10 protein-coding genes, 2 tRNA genes and 3 rRNA genes are annotated in these 17,831 nt (G+C 55.3%); 13 read left to right on the top strand and 2 right to left on the bottom strand.

Annotation, left to right across the window (positions count from 1 at the left end; all coding sequences use genetic code 11):
- Positions 1-118: 118 nt before the first annotated feature.
- Both ubiD and fre read left to right on the top strand, forming a co-directional pair.
- Positions 119-1,624, top strand: a complete 1,506-nt coding sequence (gene ubiD, locus U9O48_RS21760) for a 4-hydroxy-3-polyprenylbenzoate decarboxylase (protein WP_282493942.1) — start codon at positions 119-121, stop codon at positions 1,622-1,624.
- Positions 1,625-1,654: 30 nt separating this feature from the next.
- Positions 1,655-2,356 carry an NAD(P)H-flavin reductase gene (fre, locus tag U9O48_RS21755; RefSeq protein ID WP_282493943.1) on the top strand — a complete coding sequence of 234 codons (702 nt, stop codon included), beginning with the start codon at positions 1,655-1,657 and terminating at the stop codon, positions 2,354-2,356.
- A gap of 131 nt (positions 2,357-2,487) precedes the next feature.
- Here fre and fadA read toward each other — a convergent pair whose 3' ends face one another.
- Positions 2,488-3,651, bottom strand: coding sequence for an acetyl-CoA C-acyltransferase FadA (fadA, locus tag U9O48_RS21750; protein WP_282493944.1), 1,164 nt, complete (start codon positions 3,649-3,651; stop codon positions 2,488-2,490).
- Positions 3,652-3,660: 9 nt separating this feature from the next.
- Positions 3,661-5,850: a fatty acid oxidation complex subunit alpha FadB gene (gene fadB, locus U9O48_RS21745; protein ID WP_285145503.1), complete on the bottom strand. Its 2,190-nt coding sequence runs from the start codon at positions 5,848-5,850 to the stop codon at positions 3,661-3,663.
- 188 nt (positions 5,851-6,038) lie between these two features.
- Between fadB and pepQ the strand changes: the two genes are divergently transcribed.
- From pepQ to birA, 11 genes are all read left to right on the top strand, one after another.
- The gene (gene pepQ / locus U9O48_RS21740) at positions 6,039-7,370 is read left to right on the top strand and encodes a Xaa-Pro dipeptidase (protein ID WP_324724425.1); all 1,332 of its coding nucleotides are present in this window, start codon (positions 6,039-6,041) and stop codon (positions 7,368-7,370) included.
- On the top strand, positions 7,370-7,984 hold the full coding sequence (locus tag U9O48_RS21735) for an IMPACT family protein (RefSeq protein WP_285145502.1): 615 nt from the start codon (positions 7,370-7,372) through the stop codon (positions 7,982-7,984). Before pepQ ends, U9O48_RS21735 begins: the two co-directional genes overlap by 1 nt.
- A 39-nt stretch (positions 7,985-8,023) precedes the next feature.
- A complete protein-coding gene (gene trkH / locus U9O48_RS21730) occupies positions 8,024-9,475 on the top strand; it encodes a Trk system potassium transporter TrkH (protein ID WP_095283848.1) in 1,452 nt (483 codons plus the stop codon).
- Between the two features lie 11 nt (positions 9,476-9,486).
- On the top strand, positions 9,487-10,029 hold the full coding sequence (gene hemG, locus U9O48_RS21725) for a menaquinone-dependent protoporphyrinogen IX dehydrogenase (protein WP_285145501.1): 543 nt from the start codon (positions 9,487-9,489) through the stop codon (positions 10,027-10,029).
- A 380-nt stretch (positions 10,030-10,409) separates the two neighbouring features.
- Positions 10,410-11,951 (top strand): 16S ribosomal RNA (locus U9O48_RS21720).
- Between the two features lie 70 nt (positions 11,952-12,021).
- Positions 12,022-12,098: transfer RNA gene (locus tag U9O48_RS21715), tRNA-Ile, on the top strand.
- A gap of 110 nt (positions 12,099-12,208) precedes the next feature.
- Positions 12,209-12,284 (top strand) — tRNA-Ala (locus U9O48_RS21710).
- Positions 12,285-12,492: 208 nt separating this feature from the next.
- Positions 12,493-15,398: ribosomal RNA gene (locus tag U9O48_RS21705) — 23S ribosomal RNA — on the top strand.
- Between the two features lie 98 nt (positions 15,399-15,496).
- Positions 15,497-15,612, top strand: a 5S ribosomal RNA gene (rrf, locus tag U9O48_RS21700).
- Together the 16S, 23S and 5S rRNA genes with 2 tRNA genes alongside form the textbook arrangement of a ribosomal RNA operon.
- A 146-nt stretch (positions 15,613-15,758) precedes the next feature.
- Positions 15,759-16,787: a UDP-N-acetylmuramate dehydrogenase gene (gene murB / locus U9O48_RS21695; RefSeq protein ID WP_324723192.1), complete on the top strand. Its 1,029-nt coding sequence runs from the start codon at positions 15,759-15,761 to the stop codon at positions 16,785-16,787.
- Positions 16,784-17,746: a bifunctional biotin--[acetyl-CoA-carboxylase] ligase/biotin operon repressor BirA gene (birA, locus tag U9O48_RS21690; RefSeq protein ID WP_282492830.1), complete on the top strand. Its 963-nt coding sequence runs from the start codon at positions 16,784-16,786 to the stop codon at positions 17,744-17,746. Before murB ends, birA begins: the two co-directional genes overlap by 4 nt.
- Positions 17,747-17,831 lie beyond the last annotated feature (85 nt).

Raw genomic sequence — 17,831 nt, 5'->3', positions numbered from 1 at the left:
TCGCTAAGGTGATTATAATGGCCGAAAGGGGAAGTTGAGGCAGAACTTCACGCTTATTTAACAAAATTACAGCGTCATGATGACGAACGCCGTATAATGAAGCGCTTACCGAGAGGCCATGACTAACTGCATGAAATACCACGATCTACGCGACTTCCTGGCGCTGCTGGAAAAGCAGGGCGAACTTAAACGCATTACGCTCCCTGTTGATCCTTATCTGGAAATGACAGAAATCGCCGACCGCACCCTGCGTGCCGGTGGCCCCGCGCTGCTGTTTGAAAATCCAAAAGGCTATTCCATGCCGGTGCTCTGCAACCTCTTCGGCACGCCTAAGCGTGTGGCGATGGGGATGGGTCAGGAGGATGTCAGTGCCTTACGTGAAGTCGGTAAACTGCTGGCGTTCCTGAAAGAGCCTGAGCCGCCAAAAGGCTTCCGCGATCTGTTCGACAAACTGCCGCAGTTTAAGCAGGTGTTGAACATGCCAACCAAACGCCTGCGCGGTGCGCCGTGCCAGCAGAAAATCCTCGAAGGTGACGCCGTCGATCTGACGCAAATCCCGATTATGCAGTGCTGGCCAGAAGACGCCGCGCCGCTGATCACCTGGGGTCTGACCGTCACCCGTGGCCCGCACAAAGAGCGCCAGAATCTCGGTATCTATCGCCAGCAGCTGATTGGTAAAAACAAATTGATTATGCGCTGGCTGTCGCATCGCGGCGGTGCGCTTGATTTCCAGGAGTGGTGCGCGGCGCATCCGGGCGAGCGCTTCCCGGTTTCGGTGGCGCTCGGTGCCGATCCGGCGACCATTCTCGGCGCGGTGACGCCGGTTCCTGATACCCTTTCGGAATACGCTTTCGCGGGCCTGCTGCGCGGCACCAAAACCGAAGTGGTGAAGTGTGTATCCAACGACCTGGAAGTGCCAGCCAGCGCGGAGATCGTGCTCGAAGGTTACATCGAACAGGGCGAACTGGCACCGGAAGGGCCGTATGGCGACCACACGGGATACTACAATGAAGTGGATAGTTTCCCGGTGTTTACCGTGACGCACATTACCCAGCGCGACGATGCGATTTATCACTCGACTTATACCGGCCGTCCGCCGGATGAGCCTGCGGTGTTGGGCGTCGCGTTGAACGAAGTGTTCGTCCCGATTCTGCAGAAGCAGTTCCCGGAAATTGTCGATTTCTACCTGCCGCCGGAAGGGTGCTCTTATCGCCTGGCGGTGGTGACGATCAAGAAACAGTACGCAGGTCACGCCAAGCGCGTGATGATGGGCGTGTGGTCATTCCTGCGCCAGTTTATGTATACCAAATTTGTTATTGTCTGCGATGACGACGTCAATGCCCGCGACTGGAATGACGTTATCTGGGCCATCACTACGCGGATGGACCCGGCGCGCGACACGGTGTTAGTGGAAAACACACCGATTGATTATCTGGATTTTGCCTCGCCGGTTTCTGGGCTTGGTTCAAAAATGGGACTGGATGCCACCAATAAATGGCCCGGCGAAACCGAGCGTGAATGGGGTCGCCCGATTAAAAAAGATCCTGAAGTGACCGCGCGAATTGACGCGATATGGGACGAGTTGGCCATATTGAATGACGGTAAGCCAGAGACTGACCGTTAAGCCCTATAGACTTCCCGACAGAGAGAGCGAATGACAACCTTAAGCTGTAAAGTGACCTCGGTAGATGCTATCACCGACACCGTATATCGCGTCCGTTTGGTTCCGGAGGCGGCGTTTTCATTCCGCGCGGGCCAGTATTTGATGGTAGTGATGGACGAGCGTGATAAGCGCCCTTTCTCTATGGCGTCTACGCCAGCAGAGCAGGAATTTATTGAGCTGCATATCGGTGCGTCAGAGCTTAATTTGTATGCCATGGCGGTGATGGACCGCATTCTGAAAGAGCGTGAAATCGACGTGGATATTCCGCACGGTGAAGCCTGGCTGCGCGAAGACGAAGACCGTCCGCTGATCCTGATTGCCGGTGGCACGGGCTTCTCCTACGTGCGCTCTATTCTGCTGACCGCGCTTTCGCAAAACCCGAACCGCGATATCACCATCTACTGGGGTGGTCGTGAAGAGAAGCATCTCTACGATCTGTCCGAGCTGGAAGCGCTGAGCGTGACTCACCCGAACCTGCGCGTTGAGCCGGTGGTTGAGCAGCCAGAAGAGGGATGGCGTGGGCGTTCAGGTACGGTGCTGACGGCGGTGTTGCAGGATCACGGTACGCTGGCCGGGCACGATATCTATATTGCCGGTCGTTTTGAAATGGCGAAGATTGCCCGCGACCTGTTCTGCCATGAGCGCGATGCGCGTGAAGACCGCCTGTTCGGCGATGCGTTTGCGTTTATCTAAATAAAAAACCCGCCCCTGACAGGCGGGAAAAACGGCAACTAAATCACTCATTCTGTTGTAGGCCGGGCAAGCGCAGCGCCCCCGGCTTGTTGCCCGATGGCGCTTCGCTTATCGGTCCTGGGTTATTTTGCTCACACTCGCTCAAACACCGTCGCGATCCCCTGACCCAACCCGATGCACATCGTCGCCAGACCAAACTGGGCGTCTTTGCGTTCCATCAGGTTAATCAGCGTGGTGCTGATACGCGCACCGGAACAACCCAGCGGGTGACCCAAGGCGATCGCGCCGCCGTTGAGGTTGATCTTCTCGTCGATCTGCTCCATCAGCCCCAGATCCTTAATGCACGGCAGGATCTGCGCGGCGAACGCTTCATTCATCTCAAACAGGTCGATGTCGCTGGCCGTCAGACCGGCTTTTTTCAGCGCCAGTTTTGAAGCCGGAACCGGGCCATAACCCATGATTGACGGATCGCATCCGACGACTGCCATCGAACGCACGCGAGCGCGCGGCTTCAGGCCTAACTCACGGGCGCGGCTTTCGCTCATCACCAGCATCGCCGCCGCACCGTCGGAAAGGGCAGACGAAGTACCTGCCGTCACCGTGCCGGTCACCGGGTCAAACGCCGGGCGCAGAGTGGACAGCGCTTCGACGGTGGTTTCCGGGCGAATCACTTCGTCGTAGAAAAACTGTTTCAGCACGCCGTCTGCGTCGTGGCCGCCGGTCGGGAGGATCTCATTTTTAAACGCACCGGATTGCGTCGCAGCCCAGGCGCGAGCGTGAGATCGCGCGGCAAAGGCGTCCTGCATTTCGCGGCTGATGCCGTGCATGCGGGAGAGCATTTCGGCGGTCAGCCCCATCATACCGGCGGCTTTCGCCACGTTGCGGCTCATACCGGGGTGGAAATCGACGCCGTGGCTCATCGGCACATGGCCCATGTGTTCCACGCCACCGACCATACAGACTTGCGCATCGCCGGTCATGATCATGCGGGCCGCATCGTGCAGCGCCTGCATCGACGAACCGCACAGGCGGTTAACGGTAACTGCCGGAACGGAGTGTGGGATTTCAGCCAGCAGCGAGGCGTTACGGGCGATATTAAAGCCCTGCTCAAGGGTTTGCTGCACACAGCCCCAGTAAATATCGTCCAGCGCCGCCGCTTCCAGCGCGGGGTTACGCGCCAGCAGGCTACGCATCAGGTGCGCGGAGAGATCTTCCGCGCGCACATTCCGGAATGCGCCGCCCTTTGAACGGCCCATCGGGGTGCGAATTGCATCGACAATGACAACCTGTTCCATTGTGACTCCTTAAGCCGTTTTCAGCTCGCCGACCGGACGGGCAGGCGCAACTGGGGGATAGTACGGTTCGTTATGACGCGCTTTAGCGCGCAGGCCTTCCGGCACTTCATACAACGCCCCGAGATGCTGGTATTGCTGCGCCATGTCGAGATACTTCGCGCTGCCGAGCGTATCCAGCCAGCGGAACGCGCCGCCGTGGAACGGAGGGAAACCGAGGCCGTAGACCAGCGCCATATCCGCTTCGGCCGGGCTTGCGATAATGCCTTCTTCCAGACAACGCACCACTTCGTTGACCATCGGGATCATCATGCGGGCGATGATCTCTTCGTCGCTGAAGTCACGTTTGGCCTGGCTTACGCCTGCCAGCAGATCTTCAACGGCGGCATCGTCCTCTTTCTTCGGCTTGCCTTTGCTGTCTTCTTTATAGCGCCAGAAACCCAGACCGTTTTTCTGCCCAAAGCGACTGGCGTCGAACAGCGCGTCGATGGCGTCACGATAATCTTTCTGCATACGCTGTGGGAAACCAGCGGCCATGACGGCCTGCGCGTGGTGCGCGGTGTCGATGCCGACCACGTCCAGCAGGTAAGCCGGGCCCATCGGCCAGCCGAACACTTTTTCCATCACTTTGTCGACTTTGCGGAAGTCCGCGCCGTCGCGCAGCAGCTGGCTGAATCCGGCGAAGTACGGGAACAGCACGCGGTTGACGAAGAAGCCCGGGCAGTCGTTGACCACAATCGGGGTTTTGCCCATTTTGCTGGCCCACGCCACCACTTTGGCGATGGTTTGATCGGAGGTTTTTTCCCCGCGAATCACTTCAACCAGCGGCATACGGTGGACCGGGTTAAAGAAGTGCATCCCGCAGAAGTTTTCCGGGCGCTGCAGCACGCTTGCCAGCTCGCCGATCGGAATCGTCGAGGTGTTGGACGCCAGAACCGTATCCGGGCGCACTTTCTCTTCCGTTTCGGCCAGCACTGCTTTTTTCACTTTCGGGTTTTCAACGACCGCTTCAACGACCACGTCCACGCGATCGAAACCGCTGTAGTCCAGCGTCGGCTGGATGGTGGCAATCACGCCCGCCAGTTTCAGGCCATCAATCTTGCCGCGCTCGAGCTGCTTGTTGAGCAGTTTGGCCGCTTCGTTCATGCCGAGCGTCAGGGATTTCTCGTTGATATCTTTCATCACCACCGGCACGCCTTTCCAGGCCGACTGGTAGGCGATGCCGCCGCCCATAATGCCTGCGCCGAGAACCGCCGCGTGTTTTGGCGTTTCCACATTTTTGGTGAGCTGTTTGGCTTTCCCTTTCACGAACTGATCGTTGAGGAAAATGCCGACCAGAGCGCGCGCTTCGCTGGTGTGAGCCAGCGGGACGAAGCTTTGGTTTTCTAATTTCAGGGCTTCTTCGCGCCCAAAGCGTGCAGCGGCTTCGATGGTTTTCACCGCGGTGATCGGTGCCGGATAGTGTTTGCCTGCCGTCTGCATCACCATGCCTTTGGCGATGGTGAAACTCATGGTGGCCTCAATTTTGCTGAGTTTCAGCGGCTCGAGCTTCGGCTGGCGTTTGGCTTTCCAGTCGAGATCGCCCTTAATTGCCTGACGTAAAATGGCGATGGCCCCGTCACGCAGTTTTTCCGGCTTCACCACGCCGTCGATCAGGCCGATTTTCAGCGCCTGCTCCGCTCCCACATCTTTACCCGCAGCGATGATCTCCAGTGCGCTGTCCGCGCCCAGCATACGCGGCATACGTACGGAACCGCCAAAGCCTGGCATGATGCCCAGCTTGGTTTCCGGCAGACCGATACGCAGATCCGGCGTGGCGAGACGGTAGTCGGTCGCCAGCACGCATTCGCAGCCGCCGCCCAGCGCGTAGCCGTTGACGGCAGAGATGGTCGGGACAGGAAGATCTTCCAGGCGGTTAAAGACGCTGTTGGCAAAATGCAGCCACTGGCTGAGCTGTTCTTCCGGCACCTGGAACAGAGAGAGGAATTCGGTGATGTCGGCACCGACAATAAAGGCCGCTTTCTCGGAACGCAGCAGCAGCCCTTTCAAATCAGCTTGTTTTTCGAGGACATCCAGCGCGTGGCCGAGGCTGGCCACCGTCGCGGTGTCGAGTTTGTTGACTGAGCCGGGGGCATCGAACACCAGTTCGGCGATGCCATCTTCCAGCCAGTCTACGTACAGGGTGTCGCCTTTGTAGAGCATGTCAGTCTCCTGAATCCAGCAATTGGATCTGGTCATACCAGATGAAGTCGAGTGTGGAATTTATGTTAATAAAATGCAAATCACTCATTAAATAATTGCTGCATTGATCACGCTCGGTGGAAATCACGCAGTAAAAGCGAGGTGTGCTAAGATGCGAAGACTTGAGCTCAATAAAGAAAGGAAGAATGATGGACTCACTGGCCTCACTTTATAAAAATCATATTGTTACGTTACAGGAACGTACCCGCGATGTCCTGGCTCGCTTCAAGCTCGATGCGCTGCTGATTCACTCCGGTGAGCTGGTCAACGTCTTCCTGGACGACCATCCGTACCCGTTCAAGGTCAATCCACAGTTTAAAGCCTGGGTGCCGGTGACACAGGTGCCGAACTGCTGGCTGCTGGTGGATGGCGTGAACAAGCCGAAGCTGTGGTTCTATCTGCCGGTGGATTACTGGCACAACGTCGAACCGCTGCCGACCAGTTTCTGGACCGAAGAAGTGGAGGTGATTGCCCTGCCAAAAGCCGACGGGATCGGCAGCCAGCTGCCTGCTGCGCGCGGTAATATCGGCTATATCGGTCCGGTGCCGGAACGTGCCCTGGGTCTGGAGATTTCGGCGGATAACATCAACCCGAAAGGCGTGATCGATTATCTGCACTATTACCGCTCGTATAAGACCGACTATGAACTTTCCTGCATGCGTGAAGCGCAGAAAACGGCGGTGAACGGTCATCAGGCGGCTCATGAAGCCTTCCTGTCCGGGATGAGCGAGTTCGACATCAATCAGGCGTATCTGACTGCCACAGGCCATCGTGACACCGACGTGCCTTACAGCAATATCGTGGCGCTGAACGAGCACGCGTCCGTGCTGCATTACACCAAACTGGATCACCGCGCCCCGGCCGAGATGCGCAGCTTCCTGCTGGATGCGGGCGCTGAGTACAACGGCTATGCGGCCGACCTGACCCGTACCTGGGCAGCGAACGCGGACACCGATTTCGCGCATCTGATCAAAGACGTGAATGACGAGCAGCTGGCGCTTATCAGCACCCTGAAAGCGGGAACCAGCTACGTCGATTACCATATTCAGTTCCATCAGCGCATCGCCAAACTGCTGCGTAAGCACCAGATTGTGACGGACATCAGCGAAGAGGCGATGGTCGAAAACGATCTCACTGGGCCATTTATGCCGCACGGGATTGGTCATCCGCTGGGTCTGCAGGTTCACGATGTGGCGGGCTTTATGCAGGATGATACCGGTACCCATCTGGCAGCACCGTCGAAATATCCGTATCTGCGCTGCACCCGCGTGCTGCAACCGCGCATGGTACTGACCATCGAGCCGGGGATTTACTTTATCGATTCGCTGCTGCAGCCGTGGCGTGAAGGCCAGTTCAGCAAACACTTCAACTGGCAGAAAATTGAAGCGCTGAAACCGTTCGGGGGCATCCGTATCGAAGATAACGTGGTGATCCACGAAAACAGCATCGAGAACATGACGCGAGATCAGAAACTGGCGTGATGGATAGCTGGCTGATACCGGCTGAGCCGGTCATCTTCGTCGAAGAGATCAAAAAGAGCCGCTTTATCACGCTGTTGGCCCATACCAACGGCGTGGAGGCGGCGAAGGCGTTTGTCGAATCCGTTCGCGCGGAGCACCCCGATGCCCGTCACCACTGCGTGGCGTGGGTCTCCGGTCCGCCGAATGATTCTCAGCAGCTTGGCTTTTCTGATGATGGTGAACCCGCAGGCACGGCGGGGAAACCGATGCTCTCTCAACTGATGGGAAGCGGCGTCGGAGAGATCACCGCGGTAGTGGTTCGCTACTACGGCGGCATCCTGTTAGGAACCGGTGGGCTGGTCAAAGCCTACGGCGGAGGTGTGCAGCAGGCGCTTAATCTGCTGAAGACAGTCCGCAAAACGCCACTGACCGAATATACTTTGTTGTGTGATTACGCTCAGTTATCTGGCGTCGAAACGCTGCTTAAGCAATTTAACGGCGTGATTGTGCAGAGTGATTACCAGGCGACGGTCCAATTACGCGTGGCGCTTCCTCAGGCGGAACGGGCGGCTTTTTCAGCAAAACTGGCTGATTTTAGTCGTGGTGCGTTGCAATTACTGCCGATTGAAGAATAATCCCCACCTTACTTTTTGAATACCAAAGGAACGGCAGAGATGCATTTTCGTGCCATAACCCGAATCGTTGGACTGCTGGTCATACTTTTTTCCGGGACGATGATCCTCCCAGGGCTGGTAGCGCTTATCTATCGGGACGGCGCGGGGCGCGCGTTCACGCAGACCTTCTTCGCCGCGCTGGTGATTGGCTCGATTCTCTGGTGGCCTAACCGCCGTGAGAAGGGGGAGCTTAAGTCCCGCGAGGGCTTTCTCATTGTGGTGCTGTTCTGGACCGTGCTGGGGAGCGTGGGTGCTCTGCCGTTTATCTTCGCGGAACAGCCAAATCTGACCGTCACCGACGCCTTTTTTGAATCTTTCTCCGGGTTAACGACCACGGGCGCCACCACGCTGGTGGGGCTGGACTCGTTGCCGCACGCCATTCTCTTCTATCGCCAGATGCTGCAGTGGTTCGGCGGGATGGGGATCATCGTGCTGGCCGTGGCGATCCTGCCGATACTGGGCGTCGGGGGGATGCAGCTCTATCGCGCTGAAATGCCGGGGCCGCTGAAAGATAACAAGATGCGCCCGCGTATCGCCGAGACGGCAAAAACGCTCTGGTTTATCTACGTATTACTGACCGTCGCCTGCGCGCTGGCCCTGTGGTTTGCCGGGATGCCTGCTTTCGATGCGATTGGTCACAGCTTCTCGACGATTGCGATTGGTGGGTTCTCGACTCACGATGCCAGCGTCGGCTACTTCGATAGCCCGACCATCAACACCATTATTGCTATCTTTCTGCTGATCTCGGGGTGTAACTACGGCCTGCACTTCTCTTTATTAAGCGGGCGCAGCCTGAGGGTCTACTGGCGTGACCCGGAATTCAGAATGTTTATCGGCGTCCAACTGACGCTGGTGATCATCTGCACCCTGGTGCTGTGGTTCCACGATGTTTACAGCTCGGCGGTCACGACCGTTAACCAGGCCTTCTTCCAGGTAGTGTCGATGGCAACTACCGCGGGCTTTACCACCGACAGTATCGCCCGCTGGCCGCTGTTCCTGCCGGTCCTGCTTCTGTGTTCTGCTTTTATCGGGGGCTGTGCGGGGTCGACGGGCGGGGGGTTGAAGGTCATCCGTATTCTGCTCCTGTTCAAGCAGGGCAACCGTGAACTGAAACGTCTGGTGCACCCGAATGCGGTTTACAGCATAAAGCTTGGCAACCGTGCGCTGCCGGAACGTATCCTTGAAGCGGTGTGGGGCTTCTTTTCTGCCTACGCGCTGGTCTTTATCGTCAGCATGCTGGCGATTATCGCCACCGGCGTGGATGATTTCTCGGCGTTTGCTTCCGTGGTGGCGACGCTCAATAACCTAGGCCCAGGGCTAGGCGTGGTGGCGGATAACTTTGCCAGCATGAATCCGGTCGCGAAATGGATCCTGATTGCCAACATGCTGTTTGGTCGTCTGGAGGTGTTTACGCTGCTGGTGCTGTTTACCCCAACATTCTGGCGCGAGTAAGGAATTATCTGGTGAAGACATTAATTTTATTCTCGACGCGTGACGGTCAGACGCGCGAGATTGCTTCTTATCTGGCGTCTGAATTGAAAGAGCTGGGCATATATGCTGACGTGGTGAATCTCAATCGTACCGAAGAGATCCACTGGGCGGATTACGATCGCGTGGTGATTGGTGCCTCTATACGTTACGGCCATTTCCATCCGGCGCTGGATCGCTTTGTGAAAAAGCACCTCGACACCTTAAAGAGTCTGCCGGGGGCGTTCTATTCCGTGAACCTCGTTGCGCGCAAGCCAGAAAAGCGCACGCCGCAGACCAACAGCTATACGCGTAAGTTCCTGCTGAACTCGCCGTGGCAGCCAGAACTCTGCGCCGTCTTTGCGGGGGCGCTGCGTTATCCACGTTATAGCTGGTATGACCGCTTTATGATCCGCTTGATTATGAAGATGACTGGCGGCGAAACCGATACGCGTAAAGAAGTGGTGTATACCGACTGGCCGCAGGTGGCCGGTTTTGCCCGGGAAATCGCGCAATTAACCGGCAATTCGCCTGTTTAATCAACGTCGAGTTTGAAAAATAAGCGAACGATAAGTTTTTTGAATTTTATGCTTGTCACTTCCGAAGAACTCCCTATAATGCGCCTCCACTGACACGGAACAACGGCTTACAGGCCGCCGGGTTAGCGGGGTTCAGCGATGAAGACCGACAGAGAAAAGCGAAAATAAAGCTTGACTCTAAAGCGGGAAAGCGTAATATGCACACCCCGCGCCGTTGAGAAAAACGAAGCGGCACTGCTCTTTAACAATTTATCAGACAATCTGTGTGGGCACTCAAAGTGACATGGATTCTAAACGTCGAAAGACGCTAAATGAATACCAAAGTCTCTGAGTGAACATACGTAATTCATTACGAAGTTTAATTCACGAGCATCAAACTTAAATTGAAGAGTTTGATCATGGCTCAGATTGAACGCTGGCGGCAGGCCTAACACATGCAAGTCGAGCGGTAGCACAGGAGAGCTTGCTCTCCGGGTGACGAGCGGCGGACGGGTGAGTAATGTCTGGGAAACTGCCTGATGGAGGGGGATAACTACTGGAAACGGTAGCTAATACCGCATAACGTCGCAAGACCAAAGAGGGGGACCTTCGGGCCTCTTGCCATCAGATGTGCCCAGATGGGATTAGCTAGTAGGTGGGGTAACGGCTCACCTAGGCGACGATCCCTAGCTGGTCTGAGAGGATGACCAGCCACACTGGAACTGAGACACGGTCCAGACTCCTACGGGAGGCAGCAGTGGGGAATATTGCACAATGGGCGCAAGCCTGATGCAGCCATGCCGCGTGTATGAAGAAGGCCTTCGGGTTGTAAAGTACTTTCAGCGAGGAGGAAGGCATTGTGGTTAATAACCGCAGTGATTGACGTTACTCGCAGAAGAAGCACCGGCTAACTCCGTGCCAGCAGCCGCGGTAATACGGAGGGTGCAAGCGTTAATCGGAATTACTGGGCGTAAAGCGCACGCAGGCGGTCTGTCAAGTCGGATGTGAAATCCCCGGGCTCAACCTGGGAACTGCATTCGAAACTGGCAGGCTAGAGTCTTGTAGAGGGGGGTAGAATTCCAGGTGTAGCGGTGAAATGCGTAGAGATCTGGAGGAATACCGGTGGCGAAGGCGGCCCCCTGGACAAAGACTGACGCTCAGGTGCGAAAGCGTGGGGAGCAAACAGGATTAGATACCCTGGTAGTCCACGCCGTAAACGATGTCGACTTGGAGGTTGTTCCCTTGAGGAGTGGCTTCCGGAGCTAACGCGTTAAGTCGACCGCCTGGGGAGTACGGCCGCAAGGTTAAAACTCAAATGAATTGACGGGGGCCCGCACAAGCGGTGGAGCATGTGGTTTAATTCGATGCAACGCGAAGAACCTTACCTACTCTTGACATCCAGAGAACTTAGCAGAGATGCTTTGGTGCCTTCGGGAACTCTGAGACAGGTGCTGCATGGCTGTCGTCAGCTCGTGTTGTGAAATGTTGGGTTAAGTCCCGCAACGAGCGCAACCCTTATCCTTTGTTGCCAGCGGTTCGGCCGGGAACTCAAAGGAGACTGCCAGTGATAAACTGGAGGAAGGTGGGGATGACGTCAAGTCATCATGGCCCTTACGAGTAGGGCTACACACGTGCTACAATGGCGCATACAAAGAGAAGCGACCTCGCGAGAGCAAGCGGACCTCATAAAGTGCGTCGTAGTCCGGATTGGAGTCTGCAACTCGACTCCATGAAGTCGGAATCGCTAGTAATCGTAGATCAGAATGCTACGGTGAATACGTTCCCGGGCCTTGTACACACCGCCCGTCACACCATGGGAGTGGGTTGCAAAAGAAGTAGGTAGCTTAACCTTCGGGAGGGCGCTTACCACTTTGTGATTCATGACTGGGGTGAAGTCGTAACAAGGTAACCGTAGGGGAACCTGCGGTTGGATCACCTCCTTACCTGAAAGAACCTGCCTTTGTAGTGTCCACACAGATTGTCTGATGAAAAATAAGCAGTAAAAATCTCTGCAGGCTTGTAGCTCAGGTGGTTAGAGCGCACCCCTGATAAGGGTGAGGTCGGTGGTTCAAGTCCACTCAGGCCTACCAAATTTATCCTGATACTGCGTTGTGAAACGACTCGCATACTTCAGTATGCTTCGTCCTTCCACGCCTTGTCTCAGTCTAAATTACCGGTAATGAGATTTAGCATTTGTGATGGGGTTATAGCTCAGCTGGGAGAGCGCCTGCCTTGCACGCAGGAGGTCTGCGGTTCGATCCCGCATAGCTCCACCATCCTTTTTACTGCGAAAAAACAAGAAAACTTCAGAGTGTACCTGAAAAGGTTCACTGCGAAGTTTTGCTCTTTAAAAATCTGGATCAAGCTGAAAATTGAAACGACACGCTGCGTCTGTTCTCCGTAATAAGAACAGAATGACGGTGTGTTCGAGTCTCTCAAATTTTCGCAACACGAGATGTTTTACGAAACATCTTCGGGTTGTGAGGTTAAGCGACTAAGCGTACACGGTGGATGCCCTGGCAGTCAGAGGCGATGAAGGGCGTGCTAATCTGCGATAAGCGTCGGCGAGGTGATATGAACCTTTGACCCGGCGATACCCGAATGGGGAAACCCAGTGTGTTTCGACACACTATCATGTCATGAATACATAGTGGCATGAGGCGAACCGGGGGAACTGAAACATCTAAGTACCCCGAGGAAAAGAAATCAACCGAGATTCCCCCAGTAGCGGCGAGCGAACGGGGAGGAGCCCAGAGTCTGAATCAGCGCGTGTGTTAGTGGAACGGTCTGGAAAGTCCGACGGTACAGGGTGATAGTCCCGTACACAAAAATGCACACGTTGTGAACTCGAAGAGTAGGGCGGGACACGTGGTATCCTGTCTGAATATGGGGGGACCATCCTCCAAGGCTAAATACTCCTGACTGACCGATAGTGAACCAGTACCGTGAGGGAAAGGCGAAAAGAACCCCGGCGAGGGGAGTGAAAAAGAACCTGAAACCGTGTACGTACAAGCAGTGGGAGCCTCTTTATGGGGTGACTGCGTACCTTTTGTATAATGGGTCAGCGACTTATATTCTGTAGCAAGGTTAACCGTATAGGGGAGCCGAAGGGAAACCGAGTCTTAACTGGGCGTTAAGTTGCAGGGTATAGACCCGAAACCCGGTGATCTAGCCATGGGCAGGTTGAAGGTTGGGTAACACTAACTGGAGGACCGAACCGACTAATGTTGAAAAATTAGCGGATGACTTGTGGCTGGGGGTGAAAGGCCAATCAAACCGGGAGATAGCTGGTTCTCCCCGAAAGCTATTTAGGTAGCGCCTCGTGAACTCATCTTCGGGGGTAGAGCACTGTTTCGGCTAGGGGGCCATCCCGGCTTACCAACCCGATGCAAACTACGAATACCGAAGAATGTTATCACGGGAGACACACGGCGGGTGCTAACGTCCGTCGTGAAGAGGGAAACAACCCAGACCGCCAGCTAAGGTCCCAAAGTCATGGTTAAGTGGGAAACGATGTGGGAAGGCACAGACAGCCAGGATGTTGGCTTAGAAGCAGCCATCATTTAAAGAAAGCGTAATAGCTCACTGGTCGAGTCGGCCTGCGCGGAAGATGTAACGGGGCTAAACCATGCACCGAAGCTGCGGCAGCGACGCTTATGCGTTGTTGGGTAGGGGAGCGTTCTGTAAGCCGTTGAAGGTGTCCTGTGAGGGGTGCTGGAGGTATCAGAAGTGCGAATGCTGACATAAGTAACGATAAAGCGGGTGAAAAGCCCGCTCGCCGGAAGACCAAGGGTTCCTGTCCAACGTTAATCGGGGCAGGGTGAGTCGACCCCTAAGGCGAGGCCGAAAGGCGTAGTCGATGGGAAACAGGTTAATATTCCTGTACTCGGTGTTACTGCGAAGGGGGGACGGAGAAGGCTATGTTAGCCGGGCGACGGTTGTCCCGGTTTAAGCATGTAGGCGGAGCGTTTAGGTAAATCCGGACGCTTATTAACGCTGAGGTGTGATGACGAGGCACTACGGTGCTGAAGTAACAAATGCCCTGCTTCCAGGAAAAGCCTCTAAGCATCAGGTAACATCAAATCGTACCCCAAACCGACACAGGTGGTCAGGTAGAGAATACCAAGGCGCTTGAGAGAACTCGGGTGAAGGAACTAGGCAAAATGGTGCCGTAACTTCGGGAGAAGGCACGCTGGTGTGTAGGTGAAGTCCCTGCGGACGGAGCTGAAACCAGTCGAAGATACCAGCTGGCTGCAACTGTTTATTAAAAACACAGCACTGTGCAAACACGAAAGTGGACGTATACGGTGTGACGCCTGCCCGGTGCCGGAAGGTTAATTGATGGGGTTAGCGGCAACGCGAAGCTCTTGATCGAAGCCCCGGTAAACGGCGGCCGTAACTATAACGGTCCTAAGGTAGCGAAATTCCTTGTCGGGTAAGTTCCGACCTGCACGAATGGCGTAATGATGGCCAGGCTGTCTCCACCCGAGACTCAGTGAAATTGAACTCGCTGTGAAGATGCAGTGTACCCGCGGCAAGACGGAAAGACCCCGTGAACCTTTACTATAGCTTGACACTGAACACTGGTCCTTGATGTGTAGGATAGGTGGGAGGCTTTGAAGCGTGGACGCCAGTCTGCGTGGAGCCAACCTTGAAATACCACCCTTTAATGGCTGGTGTTCTAACGTAGACCCGTAATCCGGGTTGCGGACAGTGTCTGGTGGGTAGTTTGACTGGGGCGGTCTCCTCCTAAAGAGTAACGGAGGAGCACGAAGGTTAGCTAATCCTGGTCGGACATCAGGAGGTTAGTGCAATGGCATAAGCTAGCTTGACTGCGAGAGTGACGGCTCGAGCAGGTGCGAAAGCAGGTCATAGTGATCCGGTGGTTCTGAATGGAAGGGCCATCGCTCAACGGATAAAAGGTACTCCGGGGATAACAGGCTGATACCGCCCAAGAGTTCATATCGACGGCGGTGTTTGGCACCTCGATGTCGGCTCATCACATCCTGGGGCTGAAGTAGGTCCCAAGGGTACGGCTGTTCGCCGTTTAAAGTGGTACGCGAGCTGGGTTTAGAACGTCGTGAGACAGTTCGGTCCCTATCTGCCGTGGGCGCTGGAGAATTGAGGGGGGCTGCTCCTAGTACGAGAGGACCGGAGTGGACGCATCACTGGTGTTCGGGTTGTCATGCCAATGGCATTGCCCGGTAGCTAAATGCGGAAAAGATAAGTGCTGAAAGCATCTAAGCACGAAACTTGCCCCGAGATGAGTTCTCCCTGACTCCTTGAGAGTCCTGAAGGAACGTTGAAGACTACGACGTTGATAGGCTGGGTGTGTAAGTGCAGCGATGTATTGAGCTAACCAGTACTAATGAACCGTGAGGCTTAACCTTACAACGCCGAAGATGTTTTGGCGAAAGCAGAGACGACGATTTTCAGCCTGATAACAGATTAATCGACGTGCAGAGATGCGTGTTGATAACAGAATTTGCCTGGCGGCTTTAGCGCGGTGGTCCCACCTGACCCCATGCCGAACTCAGAAGTGAAACGCCGTAGCGCCGATGGTAGTGTGGGGTCTCCCCATGTGAGAGTAGGGAACTGCCAGGCATCAATTAAGTGAAGAGGCCATCCGCAAGGATGGCCTTTTTGCGTTCATATCGAACATCAGATCCCCTTCACGACGCAGCAAACTAATCCCCCATCCCCGCACATATACGGTAAACTATCCCTGATTTTGCATCAGGATAGCATCTATGAATCACTCCCTTAAGCCCTGGAATACCTTTGGCATTCAACGTAATGCCAACAATATCGTGCGCGCCGAAAACGCTCAGCAACTGCTCGACGCGTGGAAAACCGCCACTGAAAATCACCAACCTGTCCTGATCCTCGGCGAAGGGAGTAACGTTCTCTTTCTTGATGATTTCGCCGGTACGGTCATTGTGAACCGCATTTCAGGTATTGATGTTACTGAGACAGAAGACAGCTGGCATTTGCACGTCGGGGCAGGTGAAAACTGGCACAAGCTGGTGCAATTCACCCTCGAGCATGGGATGGCTGGCCTGGAAAATCTGGCGCTCATTCCCGGATGTGCGGGATCATCCCCCATTCAAAATATCGGTGCCTACGGCATCGAACTGAAACATGTTTGCGAGTACGTCGACTGCATCGAGCTGGCGACGGGCAAAGCCAGCCGACTGACGGCTGAGCAATGCCGTTTTGGCTACCGCGACAGCATCTTCAAACATGAATACCAGGATCGCTATGTCATTGTTTCAGTTGGCCTGCGTCTGGCAAAACAGTGGCAGCCGGTCTTAACCTACGGTGATTTGACGCGCCTTGATCCGCAGACCGTAACGCCTCGCGATGTGTTTGATGCCGTCTGCCACATGCGCATGACCAAACTGCCCGACCCGAAGGTGAATGGTAACGCCGGTAGCTTCTTCAAAAACCCGGTGATCGGTAGCGAAACGGCACAAGCCCTGCTCGCACAATGGCCCAATGCGCCACATTATCCGCAGGCGGATGGCAGCGTAAAACTGGCCGCGGGCTGGCTAATCGATCAATGTCAGCTCAAAGGCGCGGTCGAGGGTGGCGCAGCGGTGCATCGCCAGCAGGCACTGGTGCTCATCAATGAGAATAACGCGACCAGTGAAGATGTCGTGCGCCTGGCCCATCACGTTCGCCAGTGCGTGGGCGATAAATTCAACGTCTGGCTTGAGCCGGAAGTCCGCTTTATTGGTCGTACTGGTGAAGTGAACGCCGTGGAGACAATTGCGTGAAAGATAACACCGTCCCGTTAACACTGATTAGCATCCTGGCTGACGGCGAGTTTCACTCTGGCGAGCAGCTGGGTGAACGCCTCGGCATGAGCCGCGCGGCAATCAACAAGCACATTCAAACCCTGCGCGACTGGGGCGTGGATGTCTTCACCGTTCCGGGAAAAGGCTACAGCCTGCCTGAACCCATCCAGTTACTGGATGAAGAGGTGATTTGTCGTCAGCTTGACCAGGGGAAAGTGACGGTCTTACCGGTTATCGATTCAACCAACCAGTATTTGCTCGATCGCATCAGCAGCCTCAACTCGGGTGACTGCTGCGTCGCCGAATATCAGCAGGCCGGTCGCGGTCGCCGCGGGCGTAAGTGGTTCTCGCCTTTTGGCGCCAACCTCTATCTGTCGATGTTCTGGCGTCTTGAGCAAGGTCCTGCTGCCGCCATTGGCTTAAGTCTGGTGATTGGCATCGTGATGGCCGAAGTGCTGCACGATCTGGGCGCAGACAAAGTCCGCGTAAAATGGCCAAACGATCTCTATCTGAACGATCGTAAACTGGCCGGTATTTTAGTCGAACTGACAGGCAAAACCGGAGATGCCGCGCAGATCGTGATCGGCGCAGGTCTCAACATGGTGATGCGCCAGGTGCAGTCTGATATCGTCAATCAGGGCTGGATCACGCTGCAGGAAGCGGGCATTACCATCGACCGCAACACTCTCGCCGTTCGCCTGATTAAAGATCTGCGCGACGCGTTGACGCTCTTTGAGCAGGACGGGCTGGCACCGTTCCTCTCCCGCTGGGAGAAGCTCGACAACTTTATTCATCGCCCGGTGAAACTGATCATTGGCGACAAAGAGATCTTCGGTGTTTCCCGCGGTATCGATGCTCAGGGGGCGCTCTTGCTTGAGCAAGATGGCGTTCTTAAGCCGTGGGTTGGCGGTGAAATCTCGCTAAGAAGTGCGGAATAACCTGAGGGAGCCTGTGGCTCCCTTTTTTTATCACTTTCTTCGTCTCCCCCCTAAAATGGTAGGGATATAAATAATATTAACCAGA

Origin of the sequence: Lelliottia sp. JS-SCA-14 (genome assembly GCF_035593345.1) — a bacterium.
In the GTDB taxonomy this organism is placed as follows: Bacteria; Pseudomonadota; Gammaproteobacteria; order Enterobacterales; family Enterobacteriaceae; genus Enterobacter; species Enterobacter wanjuensis.
The sequence above is the reverse complement of the archived record's forward strand: the minus strand, read 5'-3'. Positions and strand labels throughout refer to the sequence as shown.

Bases quoted from the DNA above. Each gene is read 5' to 3' on its own strand.
- ubiD (WP_282493942.1), top strand. From the start codon at position 119: ATGACTAACTGCATGAAATACCACGATCTACGCGACTTCCTGGCGCTG.
- fre (WP_282493943.1), top strand. From the start codon at position 1,655: ATGACAACCTTAAGCTGTAAAGTGACCTCGGTAGATGCTATCACCGAC.
- fadA (WP_282493944.1), bottom strand. From the start codon at position 3,651: ATGGAACAGGTTGTCATTGTCGATGCAATTCGCACCCCGATGGGCCGT.
- fadB (WP_285145503.1), bottom strand. From the start codon at position 5,850: ATGCTCTACAAAGGCGACACCCTGTACGTAGACTGGCTGGAAGATGGC.
- pepQ (WP_324724425.1), top strand. From the start codon at position 6,039: ATGGACTCACTGGCCTCACTTTATAAAAATCATATTGTTACGTTACAG.
- U9O48_RS21735 (WP_285145502.1), top strand. From the start codon at position 7,370: ATGGATAGCTGGCTGATACCGGCTGAGCCGGTCATCTTCGTCGAAGAG.
- trkH (WP_095283848.1), top strand. From the start codon at position 8,024: ATGCATTTTCGTGCCATAACCCGAATCGTTGGACTGCTGGTCATACTT.
- murB (WP_324723192.1), top strand. From the start codon at position 15,759: ATGAATCACTCCCTTAAGCCCTGGAATACCTTTGGCATTCAACGTAAT.